This is a genomic window from Lyngbya sp. CCAP 1446/10 (assembly GCF_026130175.1).
Taxonomy (GTDB): Bacteria; Cyanobacteriota; Cyanobacteriia; order Cyanobacteriales; family Microcoleaceae; genus Microcoleus.
Genome location: NZ_JAIGNI010000019.1, coordinates 36,049 through 60,616, shown reverse-complemented (window position 1 = coordinate 60,616; position 24,568 = coordinate 36,049). Strand labels below are relative to the sequence as shown.

At 46.4% G+C, this 24,568-nt stretch carries 15 protein-coding genes and 1 tRNA gene; 7 read left to right on the top strand and 9 right to left on the bottom strand.

All coding sequences use genetic code 11. The annotated features are described in order from the left end of the window. Position 1: 1 nt before the first annotated feature. The 5 genes from dpdE to K4039_RS10805 form a co-directional block, all read right to left on the bottom strand. Complete coding sequence (gene dpdE, locus K4039_RS10825) at positions 2–3,337, bottom strand: protein DpdE (protein WP_265235185.1); 3,336 nt, start codon at positions 3,335–3,337, stop codon at positions 2–4. Between the two features lie 213 nt (positions 3,338–3,550). After that, positions 3,551–4,207 carry a glutathione S-transferase gene (locus K4039_RS10820; RefSeq protein ID WP_265235184.1) on the bottom strand — a complete coding sequence of 219 codons (657 nt, stop codon included), beginning with the start codon at positions 4,205–4,207 and terminating at the stop codon, positions 3,551–3,553. Positions 4,208–4,367: 160 nt separating this feature from the next. Continuing rightward, complete coding sequence (locus tag K4039_RS10815) at positions 4,368–5,315, bottom strand: rhodanese-related sulfurtransferase (protein WP_265235183.1); 948 nt, start codon at positions 5,313–5,315, stop codon at positions 4,368–4,370. Between the two features lie 54 nt (positions 5,316–5,369). Continuing rightward, a tRNA-Gly gene (locus K4039_RS10810) sits at positions 5,370–5,441 on the bottom strand. Between the two features lie 279 nt (positions 5,442–5,720). Continuing rightward, positions 5,721–9,029, bottom strand: coding sequence for a calcium-binding protein (locus K4039_RS10805; RefSeq protein ID WP_265235182.1), 3,309 nt, complete (start codon positions 9,027–9,029; stop codon positions 5,721–5,723). Positions 9,030–9,558: 529 nt separating this feature from the next. Here K4039_RS10805 and tumA point away from each other — a divergent pair. From tumA to K4039_RS10785, 4 genes are all read left to right on the top strand, one after another. Beyond that, on the top strand, positions 9,559–9,789 hold the full coding sequence (gene tumA / locus K4039_RS10800; RefSeq protein WP_265235181.1) for an antitoxin TumA: 231 nt from the start codon (positions 9,559–9,561) through the stop codon (positions 9,787–9,789). Beyond that, positions 9,779–10,159: a toxin TumE gene (gene tumE / locus K4039_RS10795; RefSeq protein ID WP_265235180.1), complete on the top strand. Its 381-nt coding sequence runs from the start codon at positions 9,779–9,781 to the stop codon at positions 10,157–10,159. Before tumA ends, tumE begins: the two co-directional genes overlap by 11 nt. Positions 10,160–10,351: 192 nt before the next feature. Further along, positions 10,352–10,672: a nucleotidyltransferase domain-containing protein gene (locus K4039_RS10790; RefSeq protein ID WP_265235179.1), complete on the top strand. Its 321-nt coding sequence runs from the start codon at positions 10,352–10,354 to the stop codon at positions 10,670–10,672. Next, a complete protein-coding gene (locus K4039_RS10785) occupies positions 10,669–10,995 on the top strand; it encodes a HEPN domain-containing protein (RefSeq protein ID WP_265235178.1) in 327 nt (108 codons plus the stop codon). Before K4039_RS10790 ends, K4039_RS10785 begins: the two co-directional genes overlap by 4 nt. Before the next feature lie 144 nt (positions 10,996–11,139). Here K4039_RS10785 and K4039_RS10780 read toward each other — a convergent pair whose 3' ends face one another. Together K4039_RS10780 and K4039_RS10775 are read right to left on the bottom strand one after the other, a co-directional pair. After that, the gene (locus K4039_RS10780; protein ID WP_265235177.1) at positions 11,140–14,250 is read right to left on the bottom strand and encodes an efflux RND transporter permease subunit; all 3,111 of its coding nucleotides are present in this window, start codon (positions 14,248–14,250) and stop codon (positions 11,140–11,142) included. Positions 14,251–14,531: 281 nt separating this feature from the next. Further along, positions 14,532–16,325, bottom strand: a complete 1,794-nt coding sequence (locus K4039_RS10775; protein ID WP_265235176.1) for an efflux RND transporter periplasmic adaptor subunit — start codon at positions 16,323–16,325, stop codon at positions 14,532–14,534. Positions 16,326–16,436: 111 nt separating this feature from the next. Between K4039_RS10775 and K4039_RS10770 the strand changes: the two genes are divergently transcribed. From K4039_RS10770 to K4039_RS10760, 3 genes are all read left to right on the top strand, one after another. Beyond that, entirely contained in the window at positions 16,437–16,613 is a 177-nt protein-coding gene (locus K4039_RS10770) for a hypothetical protein (RefSeq protein WP_265235175.1), read from the top strand. 84 nt (positions 16,614–16,697) lie between these two features. Beyond that, the gene (locus K4039_RS10765) at positions 16,698–17,831 is read left to right on the top strand and encodes an AI-2E family transporter (protein WP_265235174.1); all 1,134 of its coding nucleotides are present in this window, start codon (positions 16,698–16,700) and stop codon (positions 17,829–17,831) included. 274 nt (positions 17,832–18,105) lie between these two features. Next, a complete protein-coding gene (locus K4039_RS10760; RefSeq protein WP_265235173.1) occupies positions 18,106–19,176 on the top strand; it encodes an ABC transporter permease in 1,071 nt (356 codons plus the stop codon). Between the two features lie 617 nt (positions 19,177–19,793). On the opposite strand, the gene K4039_RS10755 is transcribed toward K4039_RS10760, so the two are convergent. After that, positions 19,794–20,516, bottom strand: a complete 723-nt coding sequence (locus tag K4039_RS10755; RefSeq protein WP_265235172.1) for a Uma2 family endonuclease — start codon at positions 20,514–20,516, stop codon at positions 19,794–19,796. Positions 20,517–20,692: 176 nt separating this feature from the next. Next, positions 20,693–24,082, bottom strand: coding sequence for a PAS domain S-box protein (locus K4039_RS10750; RefSeq protein WP_265235171.1), 3,390 nt, complete (start codon positions 24,080–24,082; stop codon positions 20,693–20,695). Between the last annotated feature and the right edge of the window lie 486 nt (positions 24,083–24,568).

The following is a 24,568-nucleotide window of genomic DNA, read 5'->3' as shown; positions in this document are numbered from 1 at the left end:
ATTATCCCTCATCCTCCGATTTCACAGGAGCACGCCCAGAAATCACAATAAATCCCACAGACTCCAGAGTCAGGTGCGGGCGGCGAATTCCCGCTAAAACCGCTTGACTCAACGCACTTTCCGTACTGATTTCATCAGCCAAAACCGATTCTAAAAGTTGTGCCGATTTAGAAAGTCGATTCAAACGTAATTGCAATTGATTCACCCGGTTTTCAAGTTGAATTGCAGCACTGATAGCGGAATTATTGCACATTTCGACAAAAGCCTCACGCCCGCGCAGCAATTCCTCAGATACCACCCGCCCCTTTTGACAAAAATCATCCCAATCCAGCGGATCGACAAAACTATCAATCATCGAAGTACGATTTTTCGACAAATTGTAATCCCGATTCGGGCCGCCTTTCCCCTTATAACCCCGCTGCAAAATTGCCAGAACTTCCGCATCTTCTACCAGAGACATTTGTTCGCTGCGAGCATCTACATACACCGTTTCAAAAGTTGGCAAAAACAGAGCATCAGCGCGCCGCTGCAAAGCTTTCAAGTTGTAGTTTTCGATGTTTTGCGCTTGTAAAACTAGAGCGGCAGGTTCCACATCAGTCTGGATTGAATAATTAAATTGGAAGCCAAACCATTCCTTCCCTTCCGCAGCATCCCAACTTTCATCGTGGCGCCACATCGCAAAAGCTTGACCCCGATCGTCCCAGCGAACATAAGCGCCCAGTGCATCAATTAATCCCTCGCCAGTTCGGTAAAGAACCACATCGGTATTTTGATGAGCAATGCGCCGATTGTAACTACCGTATTGCTGACAATAGGGAACTAATCGAGTTGTCAAATCCTTGGAGGGAATTAAGGTTTTTTGAGTAGGTTGATAGCGCATCAAACCAGAGATACTCGGATGTTCGACTTGTTTGAAGTGGAGAGCTTGACACAGCCAACCTTCCGCCGCCCGCTGCATTTCTTTATGGCCTGCATCGCAGTTGTCGAGGGATTCAAAATACTGAGATGCGCTGTCATCGAGTGTGTCTATTTCATCGAGAGCGTACTGTTCATCGATTTTGATTTTCTCTTGTTCGATTTCAGTTTTAATCGATTCAAGTTCGCTTGATAAGCCTTTTGCTCCTTCAGTAAACAACTTTTCTTCAAGTTGAATGAGCTTTTTGTCAGCATAAAACTGAAGGCTGGAAATAGATTTGTTGAAGATGTCAAACCCGTTTTTCAAGACTTGAAACCAAGCTTCGTGGGGACTGTCGGGCATATCCGGGCCTGCAAACAAACAAAATTGGACTCCCATTTTGCTACCAATGCGATCGACTCTGCTGAGTCTTTGTTCTAACTGGTTGGGAAACCACGGTACATCGAAGTGGACTAACCAATCTGTTAATTGCAGATTTACGCCTGTTTCTGCCGATCGATCGCACACCAAGACAAAACAATGCGGTTCAGTCTTAAACCGATGCAGACTATCCTCCACATCATCCGCAGACTTGGCCATGTCATGGCTGGCGATCGCCTTTTTACCAAAGATTTTAGCTAAATTCTCCGCAATTTCTTGACAAGTTACCGTAAAACTGGTAAAAATTACAATTTTCGGGAAACGCTCGCCCGGAATCGGTCGTTTAATTTGCTGTTGAATTCTGGAGAGCAAATCGCGAGGATTGGTGTGATACTCGCGCGGAACCTTCAAAGCAACTGCCAAAAATCGCAAAATTGCGATTCGTAACAAACCCAGTCGATCGAACCCTTCCTCGACCTTTGACACGGTGTTGAGTAAGGTTTCGAGAAGTTCCCTTTCTTCGGAAAACAGCGCAGTTCGAGTCAAAATCGCCGTGTCACTTTGTCCAAAATCGCGATCGAGCTCTGGACTTGATTTCTTCTGCAAACGAGCTTTGATCACCCGTTCCAAAACATTCAGCCAAGTACCGGAAGCGCGGAAAAATAGCAGAAAAATTCTCTGATATTCACTAGATTTGGGAGCAGCAGCGCGCCATTTATCGAGTACAGTTTGAATTGCTGACCACTGTTCGTCATTCAGATCGTACTCGGCTTTGGGGACAGTATCGCGATCGAAAATTACATCTTCCACCGCATCTCGGCGATTGCGGAGAATCCGGCGATGGAGGCGGTAGGTATCGCTAACGTGGGTGCGAATAGTTCGGATTAGGCGAGATTTTTCTTCAGTATCTGCGGTTTTCAAGCATTTTTCTAATTCCTTTGCTAATCCGATTAAATAATCATCTTTAGCAAAAAGAGTGCGGAGTTCAGCAAGTTTTGTTTGCAAAACAGCAGGCTGTGTTGTTTCTCGAAAATCCAGTAAAGTACGACCAATTTCGTGACGGCTTTGTACTCGTTCCTTGAAATTTTCCAAATCTTCAAGACGATAGGTTGTGGGATCTAACAAGTGCAACATCGTTAGAAAATCTTGCTCGCGGCCGACGACTGGCGCTGCTGATAATAACAATAAGTTTTTGCTTTTGTGAGCGACTTTCTGGCAGAGTTCAAAGGATTGTTGCTGATTGCGATCGCCCGAATTAGCCATTGCCGCCAAATCCTGTGCTTCATCAACAATCAGAAAATCGAGGTTAGCGTTGCGGCTAATTTGATTGATTTCGGTAAGAGAAACAAGCTGCACTCGATCGGCAAAATGAGACAAATAGAATTTATTTTCTAATTCTTGCCGCCACTGTTCGAGTAGGTATTTGGGAGCGATAACCACAGCGCGCCCGTTGGGATCGTCCAGTAGAAATTGGCGGAGAATTGTCCCAGCTTCTACTGTTTTGCCTAATCCTGCTTCATCTGCCAATAAATAGCGCACGATTGGGTCTTCTAAGACGCGCCGCACGACTTCAACTTGGTGCGGGTACAGGTCTATGTTCGCAGAGATTAATCCGGTCATACCACGGCTGACGGCGCGCTGTTCGATCGCAGATTGGACAAATGCCAAGCGGCGATCGTGAAAATACGGTGTTTCTTGACCTTTGACTGCTAAAATGTCGATCGGATCGGCGATCGGGATATTGCAGCGCACGTAAAGTTGGGTTTCGACAGCTTGCAAACTTTGGCTATCGGGGAGGTCAATTTCGTACTCTAATTTATCTTCATCCCAGTCATAAACTCGGCCAATTATCCATCTTTCCTGACTTGTGCTCCAGAGGTAGCAGCGGGTTTGGCGCTGAAGTCGGGCTTCTTGTAGCAAACCGAGGGGTACAGTTTTGCGGATGCGGTTTTTTACTGAGCAAAAATATTCAATTACGGCATCGGGGTGTGATACCTCGACAACTTTTCCGATTCCCATATCGTTTTTGGGCGATCGAACTAACGAACCAACATCAATCATAATTTCAACCTGACAATACCTATTAGAATACACTAACGCCTGAGCGACGAGAATAACATTGCATCTTGATTGCGGGTAATAGTATAATTCTAATGTCACCGGATTCGATCGGCTATTTGGCATTTGAATTTAAGCTAGATCGCGGGCAGGATGCCCGCGCCACAAGAGTTTAAGTTATAAATTAAATGTGAGACAGCTTATCAGAATACGTAATTACGATCGCCCAAAAACAACACCTGCATTGCCAGATTCCCATTTCGGGTATTTGTGCATAATACTAGCGTAGATTTCCGAGTCTGTGAAGGCTGTTAACCAAGCTTGTAGAGGCATCCAAGGCTGTTGGTTGAACCAACCTGTATCGGTATGGGCGAATTGACGGACGAAAGGTGCGATCGCCATATCAGCTAATGCTACACTATTACCAAATAAATATTTGTTCGCCCTTAACTGTGCATTGAGTTTTGCGATAAATAAAGCACCTTCATATCGATGCACTTGAGCATCAACATCTGGGTAACGCTCAGGGTATTTATAACGGTCGAGATGATATTTAAATCTATCATCAAATTGAGCAATTAGTGCTAGCATTTCTGTCACAGAACCTTGTTCTGGCATCAACCATTTTTGAGGATCATGTTGTCCCAATGCCCACAACATGATATCAATACTTTGATCGAGTACCCGCCCGTCAACATCAATCAATATCGGCACTGTACCTTTCGGAGATACATCTAACATTTCTTGTGGTTTGTCTCGTAAAACAACTTCCCGCAACTCACACGCGCGATTGCTAACCATCAGCGCCAAGCGGGCGCGCATAGCATAGGGACAGCGGCGGAATGAATATAAAATTGGGTAGGTTGGTGACATATAGGATTAGTCAGTAGTCATTAGTCAGTAGTCATTAGTCAGTAGTCATTAGTCATTAGGAAGGCTTTAGAGTCAGAAACCGGGTTTCTTTCTAGATTTCTCGTCACCCAGCCAGATTTTTCATAGAAACCCGGTTTCTTTGAGCTTCGTGCTAATACTATTAATCGATCGCACTTTCGGGTTTTTCCTTAGCATCATAGCGTGCGCCGATATGTGCTTGGTTGCGACTCTTAGCAAGCTCAATCTGACGTTGCCGCTCAGATAAGCCTTGTTTTTTGGTTTCAGTTTTCGAGTCATGACAATGAGGACAACTTACACCAACCACAAATAATTCAGAAGCTTTATCTTCCTGACTAATCGGGTGACGACAACCGCGACAAAGTTCGTAGTTACCAGGCTTTAAATCATGAACAACAGAAACCCGTTCATCAAAGACAAAACATTCACCTTCCCAACGACTTTCTGCTTCCGGCACCGTTTCCAAATATTTTAAAATCCCGCCTTCGAGATGATAGACTTCATTAAAGCCTTGCGATCGCAAAAAAGCAGTAGATTTTTCGCAGCGAATACCACCGGTGCAAAACATTGCTATTTTAGGTTTTTCGCGTAAAGCAGCTTCTTTGAGCGCCCATTCAGGTAACTCGGAAAAGCTTTTTGTTTTGGGATTAATAGCGCCTGCAAAAGTACCCATAGATACCTCGAAGTTGTTACGCACATCAACTACGACAACATCAGGATCATCAAGCAGCTTATTCCACTCATCGGGCTTGACATATTTGCCAGCCATGAGGGATGGATTAATATCTGGTATTCCCATCGTGACGATTTCGCGTTTTAAGCGTATTTTCAGGCGGTAAAACGGTGCTTTTTCTGAGAAAGATTCTTTGTGAACCAAATCAGCAAAACGCGCGTCACAGCGCAAGAATGCGAGCACTGCGTGTACGCCCTCGGATGAACCGGCGATCGTGCCATTGATGCCTTCTGCTGCCAACAAGATAGTGCCTTTGACGTTGTGGTGGTTGCAACAATCGAGTAGCGGTGCTTTGAGGTCGGCAAAATCTGATAGTTCAACGAACTTATATAATGCAGCGGTTAAGAAATTAGCCATAGATCGAATTGATAACACTAATTGATTTTCATATAAATATGAAAATTCAGTTAAAGCGGACGGTGGGGCTCGAACCCACGACGTTCAGCATGGGAAGCTGACATTCTACCACTGAATTACGTCCGCGCTTAGCCTGTTTTACTTGCTTTTACCTTTGAGGCGTTGCAGTAAAAAATGACCTAAAAAACATTATACAACGATTTTGCGATTCTGAGTCAACCATTTTGAGAATTAATTTTTGGTGGTCGATCGCCCCTCCAGACAAAAAAAGTCCTGCACGAAAGGCAGGACTAATACTTCTACTCTTCAGTCCGCGGAGGCGGACATCGTTTGTGTAGCCGCGGTTTCAACCGCCGGGGCTATTGGAGAAACTGGAGGAGCGATCGATCCGATCGCCCTCAACCGTTAAACAAAGCGCAAAGAGTTGCTGTCAAGACCAAAACCAGAAACAGGTTGGACGATCGCGATCAACTCGTCAGCACCCGCAGTCTTCTTGAAAATAGCAGCACCCTCCGGCAATCCAGCGGGAGAAGCGCCGATCCTGTAGGTACTCGGAGCGCCTTGAAGTTGGATGATATCGTTACTGGGGTTGTAGCCGACAATCAAAGCGTAGTCGGCTGCGCCAGTGCTGCTATCGATGCCGTCGTTGTAGTACAAATCGGTAGCATTTCCCAGCAAGAAAGTATCGCTGCCATCTGCGCCAATCAGCGTATCGACTTCGCCGCGTCCGGGATTAGCACCGGTATAGTCAACACCAACCAAGATATCGTTACCTTTTGTGCTGTAGAGGAAATCGTTGCCGCTACCGCCAAACAAGACATCATTATTTTCACCGCCGTACAGAGTATCGCTACCCTCGCCGCCGAGTAAAGTATTGTTGCCGAGTTCGCCTCCGAGGACATCGTTACCAGCGCCGCCAAATATCAAATCGTCAGCTTTGCCGCCCAATGCGGTATCTGCACCGTCGCCGCCGACAAGGGTGTCGTTGCCGAGGTTGCCAAACAAGAGGTCGTTGCCGACATCGCCGAATAAGCCGTCATCGCCTTTGCCGCCAAATACGATGTCGTCGCCGCCATTGCCTCCCACGGTGTCGTTTCCAGCGTTGCCATACAAGATATTGTTGGCTTCGCTGCCACCGATCGCGTCGTTGCCACTGGTGCCCAAAACCTGCGGCAATTCGCTTGGTGCGGGCCGGTTGGTGAATGTGGGCGCGATCGGCTGTGCGATCGACAGTGCGATCGCGGGTGTGAAGGGTGGAGGTGTGGGTGTGGGTGTGGTTGCGGGTGTGGGTGTGGTTTCCGGTGTCGGTAGTCTTACGGGTATCGGTATTGTTACCGGAGGTGTTGTTACCGGAGGTGTTGTTACCGGAGGTGTTGGTGTGGGTGTTGTTACCGGAGGTGTTGGTGTGGGTGTTGTTACCGGAGGTGTTGTTGTTGGTGCTTCTGGTAAATTGGCTGCGAGAATGTCGGTACCTGAGAGGTTATTGATGGTTTCGATGAAACCAGCACCTGCCACCGTCGGCGATGCACCGAAAAAGTCTAAAATCACCAAGTCATCCGCAGCCTTGGCTATCCCGTCTTTGTTGATGTCAACTACCAGACTTGTACCTTGTCGCCCTAATCCCAGAGTTCCCGCCGCCAAGGACGTGGAAATGTTGACTGAGGTACCAAAACCGATCAGTATATTATCGATGCCGTCAGTATCCTGAATCTGATTTGACCTGCTGTCGAGAAGATAGCGATCGTTACCTGCACCACCTTTGAACAGGTTGCCGGAACCCCCATTGTAGGCATCGAACGTATCATCGCCAGCACCGCCATCTAAGGTGCTATTACCGCCAGAACTGAGAGAGTCATTGCCCGCACCGCCATCCAAGGTGCTAGCCCCAAAGGCTTGCAGCGTGTCATCTCCATCGCCACCAGCGAGACTCCCAGTTGCATTCAGAAAATCATTGCCAGCACCGCCATCCAGGGTGTCAGTGCCATCATTATAGCCACCAATCAGGGAGTCATTTCCCCCACCTCCACTGAGGCTGTCATTTCCATCACCGCCCAGCAAGGTGTCGTTGCCGTCAACGCCACTGATGGTGTCATTGCCATCAAGACCTGAGATGTTGTCATTGTCGGCAGTACCGATGAGGTTATCAGGGCCCGAAGTTCCTGTGAGTGCATTGCTGCCTGGTGCTGCGGTAGCCTCTGATAAATTGGCTGTGAGGATGGCGGTACCTGAGAGGTTGCCCACAGTTTCGATGAAGCCTGCACCTTGGAGTGTCGGCGATGCACCGAAAAAGTCTAAAATCACCACGTCATCGGCTGGCCTTGCGATTCCGTCTTTATTGATGTCAATCAGCAAGCTAGTACCTTGTCGCGTCAAGCCTGTATTTCCCGATGACAGCGACAACGACAAGGTAGGGCTGGTGCTGATTTGGTCGCCAAAATCAACAAAATCTAAGCGATTGATGCCACCTGTATCCTGAATTTGAATTGCACTCTGCCCAGAAGCCCGCAGCAAATAGCGATCGTTACCTGCACCGCCTCGTAGCGTATTTCCATTGCCAAATCCGCCATCGAGCGTATCATCACCAGCACCGCCTTCTACAATGCTATTACCGCTAGCACGGAGATAGTCATTGCCCGCACCGCCATCGAGGGTTGAAGAGAAACCTCCAAAAAGGGTGTCATCTCCATCGCCACCAGCGAGACTGCCACTTGCGTTCAGAAAATCATTGCCCGCACCGCCATCGAGGGTGTCAGTGCCACTGTCACCAATCAGGGAATCATTTCCCCCACCTCCACTGAGGCTGTCGTTTCCATCACCTCCTACCAAGGTGTCGTTGCCGTCAACGCCACTGATGGTGTCATTGCCATCAAGACCTGAGATGTTGTCATTATCGGCAGTACCGATGAGGTTATCATTGCCCGGAGTTCCTGTGAGTGCATTGCTGCCTGCTGCTGCGGTAGCCTCTGTTAAATTGGCTGTGAGGATGGCGGTACCTGAGAGGTTGCCCACAGTTTCGATGAAGCCTGCACCTTGGAGTGTCGGCGATGCACCGAAAAAGTCTAAAATCACCACGTCATCGGCTGGCCTTGCGATTCCGTCTTTATTGATGTCAATCAGCAAGCTAGTACCTTGTCGCGTCAAGCCTGTATTTCCCGATGACAGCGACAACGACAAGGTAGGGCTGGTGCTGATTTGGTCGCCAAAATCAACAAAATCTAAGCGATTGATGCCACCTGTATCCTGAATTTGAATTGCACTCTGCCCAGAAGCCCGCAGCAAATAGCGATCGTTACCTGCACCGCCTCGTAGCGTATTTCCATTGCCAAATCCGCCATCGAGCGTATCATCACCAGCACCGCCTTCTACAATGCTATTACCGCTAGCACGGAGATAGTCATTGCCCGCACCGCCATCGAGGGTTGAAGAGAAACCTCCAAAAAGGGTGTCATCTCCATCGCCACCAGCGAGACTGCCACTTGCGTTCAGAAAATCATTGCCCGCACCGCCATCGAGGGTGTCAGTGCCACTGTCACCAATCAGGGAATCATTTCCCCCACCTCCACTGAGGCTGTCGTTTCCATCACCTCCTACCAAGGTGTCGTTGCCGTCAACGCCACTGAGGGTGTCATTGCCTCCTAGGGCTGAAATGTTGTCATTGTCTGGGGTTCCACCGATCAGGGTGTCACTTGAGGATGTACTGATAATTGTTGCCATCTTTTTTCCTGCTTATTTGTAACAGGCGAGGGCGATTTTTACATCAGCACCTGACCCTATTTATCTATCAGGGCTTTTTCCAAAAATTATGCAATTTTTCAAAGTTTTTTTTGGAGCGAAAGATTTTGTTTTATTTGCGGCGAAAGATGTTATAATTTTTACCCGCATATTTAAGTGCGTGACCAAATCTGTATGTACGCAGATATCGATTAACAGACTTAAGCAACGATCGCCCGATCACGATCGACAGCCGCCAGACAGGATATGTGTAGGGTAAGAGTAACGCTATTGTGGGCACAGGCAGCCCGATCGCCCTTTTTGATATCCAAAGGGCGAGATCCCTTGACTATTTTTGCTCACCGAAGGGCGATCACTTTTTCTGTTGTCGTCAGTCATCAAATGCGATCACGTCGATCGTTGTACCCAGACGGAGAAAGCATCGTAACAAAGCGCATCAGCAATTTGCTAAAATTAAAGCATTTATAAGTTTTATTTCCACAAATAAATCTATTGCAGGAGTAAGCCACAAATGCGTAAACAGACTATTCAATATACATCACCATTAGATGCCTTAGTTGCCGTTTCCAAGCGACTGAGCCTGTATGAAAATCAGCAAAAAATGGACTCAGAAGAATTCTTTAACCAATATAATCGAGGACTATTATCCGATGACGCTCTATTTATCGAATGGGCTAATGATTATCGGCATTACGTAGCTTTGCACCAAGAACTAGCACAACGACTGAATTATGCTGCCTAACATCTTATCTGATTACCTCGATCGAGTGGAGCTAGCAATTCTACAGTGTAGCAATGTTTATGTCGAACGGTATGACGAAGAAATTTTGACACCAAAACGGGCTAATCTCAGAATTAGATTGCGTTTCAATCAAACTCACTTACTAGAAATAAATGAAGCAATCATCGCAGACAATCAATTAGAATTTCTCGATTACCGTTACCACTTTCAAAATCAAAATAATTGCTTAATTTTTCGCTATGACAGCACACCTCATTTTCCCAATCTCCCCAACTTTCCGCATCACAAGCACTTGCCCAATGACGTAATTGCTTCTGAAAAACCTGAAATAACTCAAGTTATAAAAGAAGCAACTGAGATATTGGGGTAAGAACAACGATCGCTATTGTGGCCACACACAGGAATCTCGACCTTCCCATGCCAAAAGGTCGATCGCCTTTTACACTATTTTTCTCAACGCCTAAAGGGCGATACCCTACGGGATAGCTACGCTTCACGCCCTTTTTGCTATAGTAGAATTGTGACCTAATACAAATTAGCTAAATACCACTGCTCAGGAAATATGAATGAACAAATCCAAATAATTATCACAAAAACTCAGCAAGGTCTAAAAAAACTTTACGGCGAACAATTAGACAAAATTGTCCTCTTTGGCTCCCAAGCCAGAGGTGATGCTAGACCAGACTCCGATATCGATATCTTAATTGTTCTCAAAAATTCCTTTAACTACTCTCAAGAAAGCGATCGAATGAGTATTTTTATTGCCGAATTGTGTTTAGAATATAATGTGCTGATTAGCTGTGCATTTGCCACTGACGAGCAGTTGCATCACCATAATAATGGTTTCTTTCGCAACATTCGTCAAGAAGGGTTAGCGATTTGACTCCAGAACAACAAAGACTACTGGAGAAAGCAAATAGAAGTTTGCAAGCAGCGAGAGAATTGAATAATACCGGTTTTCCTGAATTTGCCACATCCCGTGCTTACTATTCGATGTTTTATCTCGCCACAGCATTTTTAGAAGCCGAAGGACTATCCTATTCCCGGCACTCAGCCGTTATCGCTGCTTTTGGGGAACGCTTCGCTCGCACTAATCGAGTTCCAGTAGAATTGCACCGCTACCTAATTGATGCTGAAAGAACCCGTCTGATATCGCGGATTATAATGTCGATCCAAACATCACAGAAACCGATGCTGAACAACTGATATCGCGGACAGAATACTTTCTCAATTTTGCCACAGACAATATTGATTCGCTTCCTCCACCATCTGGTTAAATGATTGGGAGTAGGTTTTGAGATGGATGGCGATCGCACTTTACCTCTTTTTCTCAACAATCGTACCATTTCGCTACCCGGAGAACTTCGATCGCCCTTCCCGTTTTTTCTTCCCCCGCACCAGATTAAAAACCCAGACTTGCAAACCATCCATATAGGTATAAACCACCGGAATCACCACCAAAGTCAACAGCGTAGAAGTCATCAAACCGCCAATTACCGCCATCGCCATCGGACTCCGCACCTGAGATCCCGCGCCAATTCCTAGCGCGATCGGCATCATCCCAGCTATCATCGCAATAGTTGTCATCAAAATCGGCCGCAACCGCGCCACACCAGAATCCAGCGTCGCCTCATACATCGGCTCACCTTCCTTCTGATTCATAATCGCGTAATCCACCAACAAAATGGAATTCTTCGTCACAATTCCCATCAGCAACACCACCCCAATCAAAGCGTACAAACCGAGAGATTTTTGACCTACCAAAAGTCCTAGCAGCGCACCACCCAGAGACAAAGGTAATGCCACCATAATTGTGATCGGATGCAAGAAGTTCGCAAACAACAGCACCAACACACCATAAATAAACAATACCGCCGTTCCCAAAGCTCCCGCAAAACCGCTGAAAATATCCTGCATTACCTTCGCATCACCAGAAGATTCCTGTTCCACACCAGGTGGTAAAGGATTCATTGCAGGCAGTTTCTTCACCGCAGCAACAGCTTCTCCTAAAGTCGTACCTTGCAACAAATTGCCCTCTACAGATACTTGACGAGCTCTGTCATAGCGATCGATCTGAGAAGGCCCGCTGCCCAAAGTAATATCAGCCACCGCCCTCAACGGCACAAAAGTATTATTTTTCGCCGGTACTTGCAGGTTCTTAATTGTTTCGATATCGCTGCGAAACTGCGATGCTAACATCACATGAATCGGAATTTGTCTGTCCGGCAAATCAAATTTAGCAAGATTCGAGTCAATATCTCCAATCGTTGCTAAAGAAGCAGTTCGAGCAATTTGCTGCACCGAAACACCCTGATCCGCCGCCCGAATCGGATCGGGTTTCACCAAAATCTCCGGCTTCACCAAACTCGCGCTCGATTGTACCTCAATCAGTCCCGGAACTTGCCTCATTTGTTGCGTGAGAGTTTCCGCAGTTTTAGTTAAAGCTTCCGCATTTTCACTCTTGAGGACGATCGACATTTGCTTCCTACCGCCGACACGCCCTTGAGCAAAACTCAGTCGCACACCCGGAACATCGGTAAGTTTCGGCCGCATTTCCTCCTCAAACCGCTGTTGCTTAATTCGCTGATTGGCAGGCTTCAATTTCACGTACAGACTGGCTGTATTTACGCCGCTAGCGCCCCCGCCTCCTCCACCCGCGCCCCCGGAGACAGTCGGAGCGCCTTCGGTCTCCAAAACGCTATCTACGGCTGGATGGGCGAGCAATAATTTAGTTGCTTGCTGCACTGCTAAATCTGTCTGTGACAAGGTAGAACCGGGCGGCAATTCAATGGAAACTGTCGAAAGTCCGGTATCATCGCGATCGATAAAGCCCGTGGGAATGAAAGGAATTAATTGAACACTGCCGAAAAACAAGGCTACACCTAAAATTAGGACGATCGCCCGATGCTTCAGCGCCCAAGTCAAAAGCCGGCGATACTGATAAGAAAGTTGGTCTTTTTTGAGTTCCTGATGATGCCCTTTCTCCTTAAACATATAAGCCGCCATCATCGGAGTCACGGTGCGGGCTACTAACAGCGAAAACAACACCGAAGCCGAAACCGTCACCCCAAAAGGTCGAAAAAACTGACCAGGAATTCCCGGCATAAAAGCCACCGGTGCAAATACCGAAACAATCGTCATCGTCGTCGCAACGACAGCCAAACCAATTTCAGCAGAAGCATCCAAAGCAGCTTGATAAGGCGTTTTCCCCATCCCGACATGGCGTTCGATATTTTCAATTTCGACGATCGCATCATCGACTAATATTCCCACCACCAGCGACAGCGCCAACAAAGTCATGCTGTTAAGCGTATATCCCACCATTCTCAGCACAGCAAAAGTAGGAATTGCCGACAGCGGCAAAGCCACAGCAGCAATCAAAGTAGCCCGCCAATCCCGCAGAAAAATAAAAATTGTGATAATCGCTAAAACCGCCCCTAAAATCAAAGCATCCACAGAAGCTTCATAGGAATCTCGGATGTGATCTCCTAAAGTATAAATAAGTTCCAGCTTGACATCGGTTGGCAAAGTTTTTTCCATTTTATTAACAGCTTCCCGCACCGCTTCTTCCACAGTCACCAGAGTGCTGCCGGTGCTGCGGAGGATGGCAAAAGCCACGACTGGCTTGTTATTGAGCCGCGCGCCCTGACGCGCTTCCGAGTAGCCTTCCTCAACTTTTCCCAAACTGGAAAGCGGCACAAAACCGCCTTTAGGCAAAGTAATTTGATAAGCTTGCAACTGTTCGATAGTTTTGGCACTGCCGATGGTGCGGACTGTTTGCTCGGAATTGCCGATTTCAGTTCTGCCACCGGGAAGATTGATGTTAAAATTGCGAATTTGATCGTTAACTTGGGTAGCTGTAATCCCCAGACTTTGCAATTGTTCGGGGTTTAAATCAACTCGAATATCCTTATCTCTGCCTCCAATGCGCTGCACTTGAGCCACACCTTTGACGGAGAGGAGGACGCGGCTGATGTTTTGGTCGATTAATTCGCTTAGCTGTTCTACCGTTTGGCGATCGGAAACCACGGCGTAGGACATGATGGAACTGCCGGCAAATTCTACCCGTTTGACAACCGGATCGTTAATATCTTGCGGCAGGCTTTGGCGGATTTGGGCGATCGCATTTCGGACATCATTCGTAGCGCGATCGCTATTTGTACCCAACAAAAAGTTAACAGTCGTATTAGAAGAACCATCATTAACAGTAGAAATAATGTGGTCAATATTCCCCAAACCCGCCACAGCATCTTCTACTTTTTTCGTAACTTGAGATTCAAGTTCTGCTGGATCTGCCCCCGGTTGGCTGACGGATATCGAAACAGAAGGGATATCGATATTAGGTGAATCATCAATCCCTAAAACCGGAAATGATACTAAACCCCCGATTGTCAGAATTAAGAATAAAACAATCGTCGGGACAGGCTGTTTAATCGACCAAGCCGAAATATTAAAAGACATATTTAAACAGTTGACAGTTAACAGTTGACAATTGACAGTGGAAATGACCGTTATTAATAACTCTTGATTTTCTTTTTCTTCTCTTCTCTTTATTCGGCATCTTGCCCGCTCCAAATATGTATTAACTAACTAATAGTAAGGTGCGTCAGGGGAAAATTATTAGTTTGTAGTAGCCAAATTCTGACCTGACGCACCCTATAATAACTACTGCCAACTGCCAACTGCCAACTGCCAACTGCCAACTGCCAACTGACTACTGCCAACTGACTACTGCCAACTGACTACTGACTGCTGACCTTAACCCGATCGCCATCCTTAAGATAACCAGCACCAGCAACAACCACTTTATCCCCCGCTTTCAGCCCTTTTTTAATCTGAACCTTAGCACTCGTCAAATCCCCAACCGCGCCCCCAGTAATCTCCCCAACCACCACCGGCTGAGCCTGCACCTTGTCCTCGCCCACAAGTTTGTAAACAATAGAACTCCCGTCAGACTGTGGTAAAATAGCCTTAGCAGGAACTTTCAAACCTTGCGTCGTCGCCGTCGAAATTGAAGCGCGCAAAAACATTCCCGATCGCAAAAACTCACTTCCAGGCAAATCAATCTTCACCGTAGCCTGCCGATTTTGCGGGTCAACTAACGGCGAAATATCTCGCACAGTTCCCGACAATTTAATCCGCTTATCAGAATCAGAAGTAATCTGCACCGCCGTTCCCGGTTGTACTTGTGCAACCTGAGTTTCCGGCACTTTCAATTGCAGTTCGAGCTTGTTTTCGCGAATAATCGAAAATAATTTTTGATTCCCCGCAGAAACATCCCCAACTCGACCAATTCTTTCCGACACAATACCGCTATCCGGCGCCCGAACTATAGTTTGTTCGAGTTGAGTTTGCAACTGTTGGACTTGTGCATTATTGCTGCGAACACTTGCTGCATTGTTTCCCACATTTGCTCTAGCGCTGCTGACAGTTGCGGCCGCAGTATTCACCTTAGCGCGGGCACTGAGCAGTGCTGCTCGCGCGGTACTGATATTAGCTTCGGCATTAACTACTTTAGCTTGAGCCGATCGCACTTCTTCCGCCGCTTTGTTCTGTTCTTCTACAGCTTTATTCAAATCAGCCTTAGTTTTGTTCACATCTTGAACAGCAGTTTCTCGCTCCGTCTTGCGCTTTTCCAAATCTTGCTGGCTAATCACTCCCTGCGTAGCCAAATTTTGGGTGCGATTTACCTCTCTTTGGGCTTGAGCTAATTTAGCCTGGGCGGAAGCAATGCCAGCCTTAGCCTGCTCGACGCCAGCTTTAGCTTGATTCACGCCAGCTTCAGCTTGGCCGACACCTGTTTTAACTTGCGCCAAATCAGCGACGGCTTTTTCAACGCCAGCTAGGGCTTGAGCGACCCCAGCTTCAGTTTCTTGTTGAGTTGACTGAGCTTGCTGCACCTGAGCTTGCGCTTGTTCTACCGTAGAATCTGCCGATTGTACTTTAGCAACCGCTGCGGCAATTTGCGATCGCAACACCGAATCATCCAAAACCGCCATTACCTGACCTTTTTCTACCGCATCCCCTTCCTTCACCAAAACCTGCTTGATTTGCAAACCGTTGGCTTGCGGCAACACCGGCAGCAAATCGTAAGCCGCCACAGTGCCCGTCGCTTCCAGAGTTTGAGCCACCTCGGCAGATTCCACAGCCGCCACAGTGACAGTCTGAGCAGTTGCTGACTGAGCCGCCACTGGGGCTGTCACTACGGGGCGCGCACTTTTTTCCGCAATCAAGTGTACGCCCGCCAGCGTTGCAGCCACCCCAATTCCCACGCCCGCCAACATAGTCGTCCACCTGATTCCTTTGCTCGGAGGAACTTCCGTTGCTGCTGGCTCCCAAACTTCTGATTGTTTCCCAGTCATTTCTGGAACTTCTAGCGCCACTTCTCGTTCATCTTCCTCTGGGGGAAATTGCCAGCGAGATTGGTCTGGAACCCCACTTTCAGGCACTTCCGCTACTAAATTCCTGTCGCGCCCGCTCTGCACGGGGCGAAGAGGTTGCTTTTCTTCTGCTTCTGAAAAAATTTGATTTGTCACGGTAGTTCCTCTCGCCGCTATGAGCCCTTGATTTTTGATTGTAAAGAAATATTTCGAGATTAATATGTAGTTCATTTTAGCCGATGAGCTGAGCAGTCGCGCGTCCTCCTTTTGGGTGAGTGTGGCCAGATTTCCGGTTGCAGCGGCGATTTCGATCGGGCTCCTGAGCAAAGTAATATTAGCGTGATTGGCGATCGTTCGGGCGATCGGGCTGATATTATCTCTATTCGCGGTTTTGCCGTCACCAACTCATCAATTCTCAGAAAATCAAGCCTAATCTTGAACTAATTATTGCTAATTTATAATCTGTTTGTCGTATAATACGGCACATCGGCTGAAAAAATCCTGCCAGTTTAATTGACACAAATCCCAATGAATAATGTCTTTACTCCCATCCAACAGTTTCTAATTACTTGGTTGCTAGTCCTAGTGACGGGATGGTTTACCCTAACTGCAATCAGTTACGTGGGGGAACTGGTCAGCATTTTAGTAACAGCCGGACTCATTGCATTCTTATTAAATTATGCCGTAATCAGACTGCAAGTATTTTTGCCACGAGGAGTAGCTGCGGGGCTAGTTTATTTAACTGCGGGTTTGCTAGTAGTAGTAATTGGTCTAACTATTGTACCACCCGTGTTCAGCCAAGCGAGGCAATTGGGCGTGAGATTCCCGGAATTACTGGAGTCGGCGCGGCAGCAGTTAGGTGAATTTCAAGTATGGAGTGCCGATCGCAATTTGCCCTTTGATGTGCAAATATTAGAACAGCAGTTATCAGCCAAAGTCCAGGAACAAGTGCAAGCAATCGCAGGTACAAGTTTAGGCTTAGTTGTCGGCACTTTCAACTGGTTTCTCGACTTAATTTTTATCCTGGTAATTTCATTTTATATGCTGCTAGATGGTCAAAGAGTGTGGCAGGGTTTGACCAGCATTTTTTCGCCGGATATTCGCTATGTTTTAACCGATACTTTGCAGCGAAACCTCCAACGATTTGTATCTGGCCAGTTATTGCTGGGACTATTTATGGCGATTTTACTAACACTGGCTTTTTGGTGGCTGCAAGTTCCATTTTTTCTGTTGTTTGCCGTGTTTATAGGGTTGACAGAAATAATTCCGTTTATCGGAGCCACACTGGGCATTGGAGCAGTTACTATAATTGTAGCATTTATCGATTGGTGGCTGGCGCTGCAAGTGTTGGCAGTTGCGATCGGCCTCCAGCAAATCAAGGATAATTTAGTAGCTCCCCGCATCATGGGCAATCTCACGGGGTTGAGTCCGGTAATTATTTTTACAGCTTTACTATTAGGAGGTAGAGTGGGAGGATTGTTAGGAGTTATCCTGGCAATTCCGCTGACTGGGGTTGTCAAAAGTATCGTAGAAATTGTACTCAATCCCAAATTGCCACCGCAAACAGGCTCATTTTTCTACAATCCCTTTAGCGGCGAGGAATTGGGCAAAATTGAGGAAAATGAAAATAAAATAATTTTGGTTGCAGATGAACAAAAATAGTCGAAGGTTTGTAGTAAGAACTTCAGTCCTCAAAATTTATATTAGCAAGGAAATCAGCCCTTGCTACGGATTTCGTTAAGAAATAACTCAAGTCCTTAAGCTGTTATACATTTAAAGTGTGGGTCAAAAATCAGTCCAAGTATTGTCAAGTATTGTGGAATGGGCTTCGACGCCGTTCCGAATATACAATTTAACTGCAAAACAGCTTACTACGAAGGAAAGAAGGACTAAAGTCCTCACTACGAACACACTTAAAATTTAAAACCTAAAACCTATGAAATGGTGGCAAAATCTTAAAAAAAATCCTCTAGCTCGGTTGGGAGCAGTGGTGCTGTTAATCTTTTATACAGTCGCACTTTTCGCCGAATTTGTGGCACCTTACGACCCCTACGACTCTCAATTAAACGCTTCCTTGCTGCCCCCAACTCAGATTTATTTAAGTACCAAAGATGGGCGATTTATCGGGCCGCACGTTTATCCGACAACTCAGGGTCCAGTGGATGCGAATACGGGCGCTCGCGAGGTAATTGTAGACTGGAAAAAACCCTCTGCTGTCGGTTTGTTTGTCAAAGGTTCTCCCTATAAGTTTTTAGGAATTTTACCATTCGACAGGCACTTGTTTGGCACTACAGGAGAAGGCAAAATTAACATTTTAGGCACGGATGAACAAGCTCGCGATCAATTCAGCCGCTTAGTACATGGCAGCAGAATTAGCCTCAGCATCGGTTTAGTTGGCATAGCAATTTCTTTTCCCTTGGGATTGTTAGTTGGAGGAATATCAGGTTATTTCGGCAGTTGGATTGACAGTATTTTAATGCGATTCGCCGAAGTATTGATGACGATTCCTGGTCTTTATTTATTAGTAGCGCTAGCAGCAGTGTTGCCCCCCGGATTGACAAGCGCTCAGCGATTTATATTGATTGTGCTGATTACTTCATTTATCAGTTGGGCGAGTTTGGCGCGGGTAATTCGCGGTCAGGTACTGTCAATCAAACAGCTAGAATTTGTGCAAGCAGCGCGGGCTATGGGCGCAAATCCAATTTATATTATAGTCCGCCACGTTTTGCCACAAACTGCAACTTATGTAATTATTTCTGCTACTTTATCGGTTCCGGGTTTTATTGTAGCGGAGTCGGTTTTGAGTTTAATTGGCTTGGGAATTCAACAGCCTGATCCTTCTTGGGGAAATTTGCTATCGCTGTCTACTAATGCTTCAATTTTAGTTTTGCAGCCCTGGTTAGTTTGGCCTCCGGCGACACTGATTATTTTGACTGTTTTGGCGTTTAATTTATTGGGAGATGGGTTGCGGGATGCTCTAGATCCGCGCAGCATTCAAAGGAATTAAACAATACTCTCAAAATATTTGCCGTAAAGCTTGGTTGTCATCCGAGAAATTGGGTAGAAACCCCGTCCTAAAAGGACGGCTTTGTGTTACAATATAATTGGTCAATGACCCACCCGCGACTATGTGAACATAAACCCTAATTAATAAGTTTGCGACAACCGCAACGGGAAAGAAAAATAGGTAGACCGGGAAAAGAGGACAGGGCAATGGGCAGTCCAACCCTAGAATCAAAACTACGAAGAATTCCGTTTGGTATTCGACACGTAAAAACCGCAGGGCTTGCGGGGTTAGTCTGTGGAGCGAACATAAGACCAAATCTCTTTGAGGGTGGAGGCAGTTGCGAAGAAGCAGAAATTCAAATCGCGAGGTTTGGGAATCCCCGTACCTTCAGGTCGGGGTGGATGTCAAGAGTCAAGCTCTCACGTCGTCGTGAGAGCCGAAATGGCGAGATTCTTCACTTCTTTGGGAATGACAACTGTTCAACCGGACAGGATATGAGAGAAAAATCCCGGATTTCGCACTTAAAAACAGAGACTCACGCACCGCCAAACAAAAGAAGAACTAAAGTGGATTTGGGCAACTGAAGCTCATCACAAAAAGCGAATTACTGACTGCAATTAGTTCAGACTATCTGGATCTACTCCCAACTCCCGCAATCGTTGAGCTAATTGTTGGGCGCGCCGATCTAATTGTTGGGCGCGCTGATCTAATTGTTGGGCGCGCTGCGCTTCCTGTTTCACCTGTTCTTCAGGTGTCAGATAGCGTTTGCCATCGGCATCATACCAATACAACCACTCTCTTGTCACCCCAGAATAGTTTCCCCTTTCACAACCAATCCCCAAACCTATTTCTGGCATCCAAACTGGATGTCCTGGCTGTTGTAATTCATACTTCCCATTGACTAACTTGTGTACTTCCAAATGAGGTTTACGACGGCGGCGGGAAGAATAAATGACGTAATAAAGTACGCCTAAAGCTTGATAAGTGTCTAATTTTGTGCTGTATTCCTTGCGATAAGTTGGGGAAACCACTTCTAGCACGAAAAGTGGCATGACATTTTCATCCCACAGCACGTAACTGGGGCGTAATTCTTCGTCGTAAAACCGTTCTACTCCTAAACTTAAGAAAGCATCTGGGACAATGGGTGGTTCGTCCGGGTCATGATAAACACCCATATCTATGCCAAAAAACCAGTCCATGCGTTCTGACCAAAGTATCAGCAAGATTGCCTTTAACAACCCCGGTATTAGTTCTTGCAGTTCATTATCCACAGGGGTTTCATCCGAGTCTGGTAGTTCATCGGCTGAGGGCAAGTTCCTCGGCAAGTTGTACTGTAACATTGCGGCTTTCCTCAAAACTAATTCCTATTATAATAGGAATTATGCACTATACCCAGGTGTAGGAGCTTTTAAGCGGGGGGATTGCCCCGCTTAAAAACACCATGTACGGACACTTTGCGTGCAGGACTGTTATAAGATACAGCTTGAACAAGCTGTGTTTACTTTTGTGCTTTCTGCTAATTATTTAGAGGTAAGCGGATCGTAAAAGTAGAACCAACACCGACTTGACTGTTTACTGAAATATTGCCACCCATCATGAGGCAAAAACGCTGGCTGATTGCTAGTCCCAAACCTGTGCCGCCGTATTTGCGCGTGGTAGAAGCATCTGCTTGGATAAAGGGTTGGAAAATGTGCTGCAACTCGTGTGGATTCATGCCAATTCCTGTATCTGTACAATTAATTACTAAAAATTCTTTACTGGGATTTGAGGATGGAGAATTTACCGCAGGTTCAGAATTGTTTTCTGGTCTCGCTGCGCTGCTATCGCTGGCGATTTCTTGTCGGCTGGCGGTGAGGGTAATTGTACCATTTTGAGTAAATTTGGCGGCATTGCTCAGCAAATTTAATAAAATTTGCCGCACTTTGGTAATGTCACCGTGCATAGTGCCGATATTGCTAATTTGCTGTAAGTTTAAAGTGTTATGATTTTTATCAATTAGTGGCATGGCGGTGTCGGCGACTTCTGCAATCAATGTGGCGATGTCGAAGGTTTCTAGGTAGAGATCCATGCGGCCTGCTTCGATTTTAGAAATGTCGAGAATATCGTTTATTAGTGATAGCAAGTGTCTGCCGGATGTGCGGATTTTGTCTAAATCTGAGGTGAGTTCATCGTAACCCAATTCTTCGGTTTCTTCTTGGAGCATTTCGCTGTAGCCGATGATGGCATTCAGAGGTGTTCGCAGTTCGTGGCTCATGTTTGCCAAAAATGCACTTTTTGCGGTGGAAGCTGTTTGGGCTGCTTCTAGGGCGAGTTGCAAGGCGGATTCAAAGACTTTGCGATCGCTAATATCCTCGACGCTCCCTTCATAGTAGAGTACCTCGCCGTCGCTGTCGCACACTGCACGGGCGCTTTCGGAAATCCAAATTACCTTGCCGTCAACGCGGTAAACTTGTGACTCAAACCCGGAAATTTGTCCGAATTCTTGCATCACTCGCATAAACTTCTCGCGCTGCTGAGGATTGACGTAAGCCTGCTGTCTGATGTTTGTGAGATTTGATGTCAATTCTTCGGGTGTTGCGTAGCCGTAGATGCGGGCTAAGGATGGATTTACGCTCAAGAAGCGGCCTTCTGGGGTGGTTTGAAAAATGCCTTCGACTGCATTTTCAAAGATGCTGCGGTATTTTTGTTCTGCTTGGCGGAGTGCGGTTTGTGTCCGATCGCGATCGCTAGCTTCGATCGCCAATGATACCAAATCTGCGAGGGAAGCAGCAAAATTTTGTTCTTCTACCGTCCAGTTGCGAGCAATTCCCACCTGTTCGATACAGATGACTCCGACTGTTTGTCCTCCCAATCGCACCGGCGCATCTAAGGTTGATTTAGTGCCATTTTGTGTAAAGTAAGATGCCACAAATTCTCTGGTTCTGATATCTGAGAGAGCGTCATCGGCTGCGATCGTCCGGTCTTCTTCCAAAGCTTTAAAATAAACTGGATAGTCTGCTACTGCGAGTTCACTACCTTGAGAATGCTGGCTGTTGGTGCGGTGAAATTGGTCGAGACATTGCAGTTTCGATCGACTTTGGTCGTACAACCACGCTCCGGCTACTTCTGCATCTAGGGTATGAGCTGCGGCTTCGGTGATTTCCCTCAAAGCTACTTGCAAATCGCCTCGATATAGCGCTTTATTTCTTGCCAATTCTAGCAAAACCATATTTTGTTTGAGCAATTGTTTTTGCCTCATCCGCCGCATTGATTCGGCTCGTTTCTGTTCAGTAATGTCGCGGGCTACCCAAATTACGGATTCTTCTGAAAGTGGCGAAATGCTGGCGGCAAAACAAACTTCGCGGTTGTCAATGGTTAAATCGTACTCGATGCTGACAGTTTGCTGAGTATCTAAAGCTGCTCGAATGTGGTGCAAAAAAATGTCGGCTTTAGCTTGGGGAAACAGCTCTCCGACAGTTTTGCCAACTAATTCTTCGGCTGGTTTGTAGAGCAGGGATATATTTGTGGGCGCGATTTTTAAATAGCGGCCCGTGGCATCCACAACTATAATTAATTCGTTCATAGCTGCAAACAAAGCCCGCAATTCTGCTTCGGCGGCTTCGAGTTCGGCAGTCCGCTCTGCTACTCGCTGTTCTAAACTGGAGTTAGTTTGTTCTAGGGCTACAAAAGATGCTCGCAATTGTCTCGCCATCTGGTTGAAAGACTGAGCCAGGACGCCGAGTTCGTTGACACCTTTGACTTCAACTTCGCCGTCTAATTCGGCGGAGGTGAAGTCGGCAGATTCGGACATTTTTGTTAAAGCTTTGGAAGCTTCCAGCAATCGGGTAATTGGTGTGACAACCCAGCGAGAGGTGAAAATTCCCAGGACGATCGCCAATATGAACGCAAAAAAACACAATAAGATAGTTGTGCGAGTGTTGGCGTTAATTTGCTCCATAAAGTCTGCTTCCGGGATTGCTACGACAATCAGCCAATCCAGACCGCGGCCGTCTCGCAGGGGAGCAACCGTAATGAATTGACGTTTGCCGTCTATATCGAAGGTAAACTGTCCTTGGGTGTCAATTTCTGCAAAACTGCCAAATCGTTTTTGCAAGTACGTGGATGCCGATCGAATTAGCAAATTTTTGCTCCTAGTCGCCAACAGCCGTTTTTGTCCGTCGTTGTCAGTGATAAAGGGCAATTCATCTGTGGAACTGGCGACTATTTCGCCGCTGCGTTCGATCGCAAAAACTTCTCCAGACGGGCTAATTTTGATACTTTTAAGAAAATCACTGATTTGAGAAAGAGTCAGGTCAATTGCCAATACCCCCCGCAGTTTTCCTGTTTCATTGTAAATCGGCATCACCGGCGTAATCCCCAGAACTGGCGAGGCCGTGAAGACGTAGATCGGAGACCAAGTAGCTTTTTCTGCCTGTTTGGCAGCTTGGTACCACGGTCTATTACGGGGGTCGTAGGCAGCGGTTTGGATGAGTTCAGTGCGATTTCCCTGGCTGTCGAGGCGATAAATTTGGCGGTTGGGAGCAGTTGATTCGTCTCTGATGTATACTAATTCTTCTGCTTCGCGTTTGAGTAAGAGGAATTTGCCCTGTTCGTCGCCGTAGTAGATGGTTGTAGTTCGATCGCTCAGCTTGGTCTGGTTCCACAAATAACGCTCTAAGTTGGGGAAGTCATCAGGGTCTAGGTTTCCAGAGGCGATCGCAGCAGTATTCATTTGCAGGAACAGGTGAGACACCTCTCCAAAACTGCGGAAATTTTCTTTAGTCCTGGCTGCAACTTCCAAGCTTAACCTGGTTGCAAGGTCATTGACGGCTTTCTGACCATTACGAAACGATAGCCATCCAGTGACGCCAACTGCTACGGAGATTTGCACCACCAGCGGCATCAACAAGACAAGGCTCAGTGACATCTTGGGCGAGCTTTTCATTTCTTCGACTGCTTAGAGTTTTCAATAACATTAATATTATTTTGACACCGATCGGGTTTGCATATCGTTTGTCGTTTAAAAGATGCCCTAGATATCAATAGTCAGGACAGTTTTTCAACCCCCCTGTAAGCCTTACAGAGCTTGCTATGCCATTTTTAACGCATTTTTTGAAACTTAGCACTCTTACTTAACAATACTTCGGACAGTTTTTGAGCAGCGAGAGTACCATAGGATAGGACTGACGGAAGGTTAGGGTGATTTAAAATTAAATTAGGGTCTAAATCTAACTTATTAATAAAGGTGTAAAGTATATTTGTATTGAATTTCCGGCGTTTACAAGAGGCTATTGAAAACACGAATAGCTCCGAAAATAAATTAAAAAGTAGCTTTTTCTTCAGTTTTTTGCCCCTTTCATTAATTAATGAACAATCGATGGTCGCAATAATTTTTAGCTTACAGTTCAAGGCT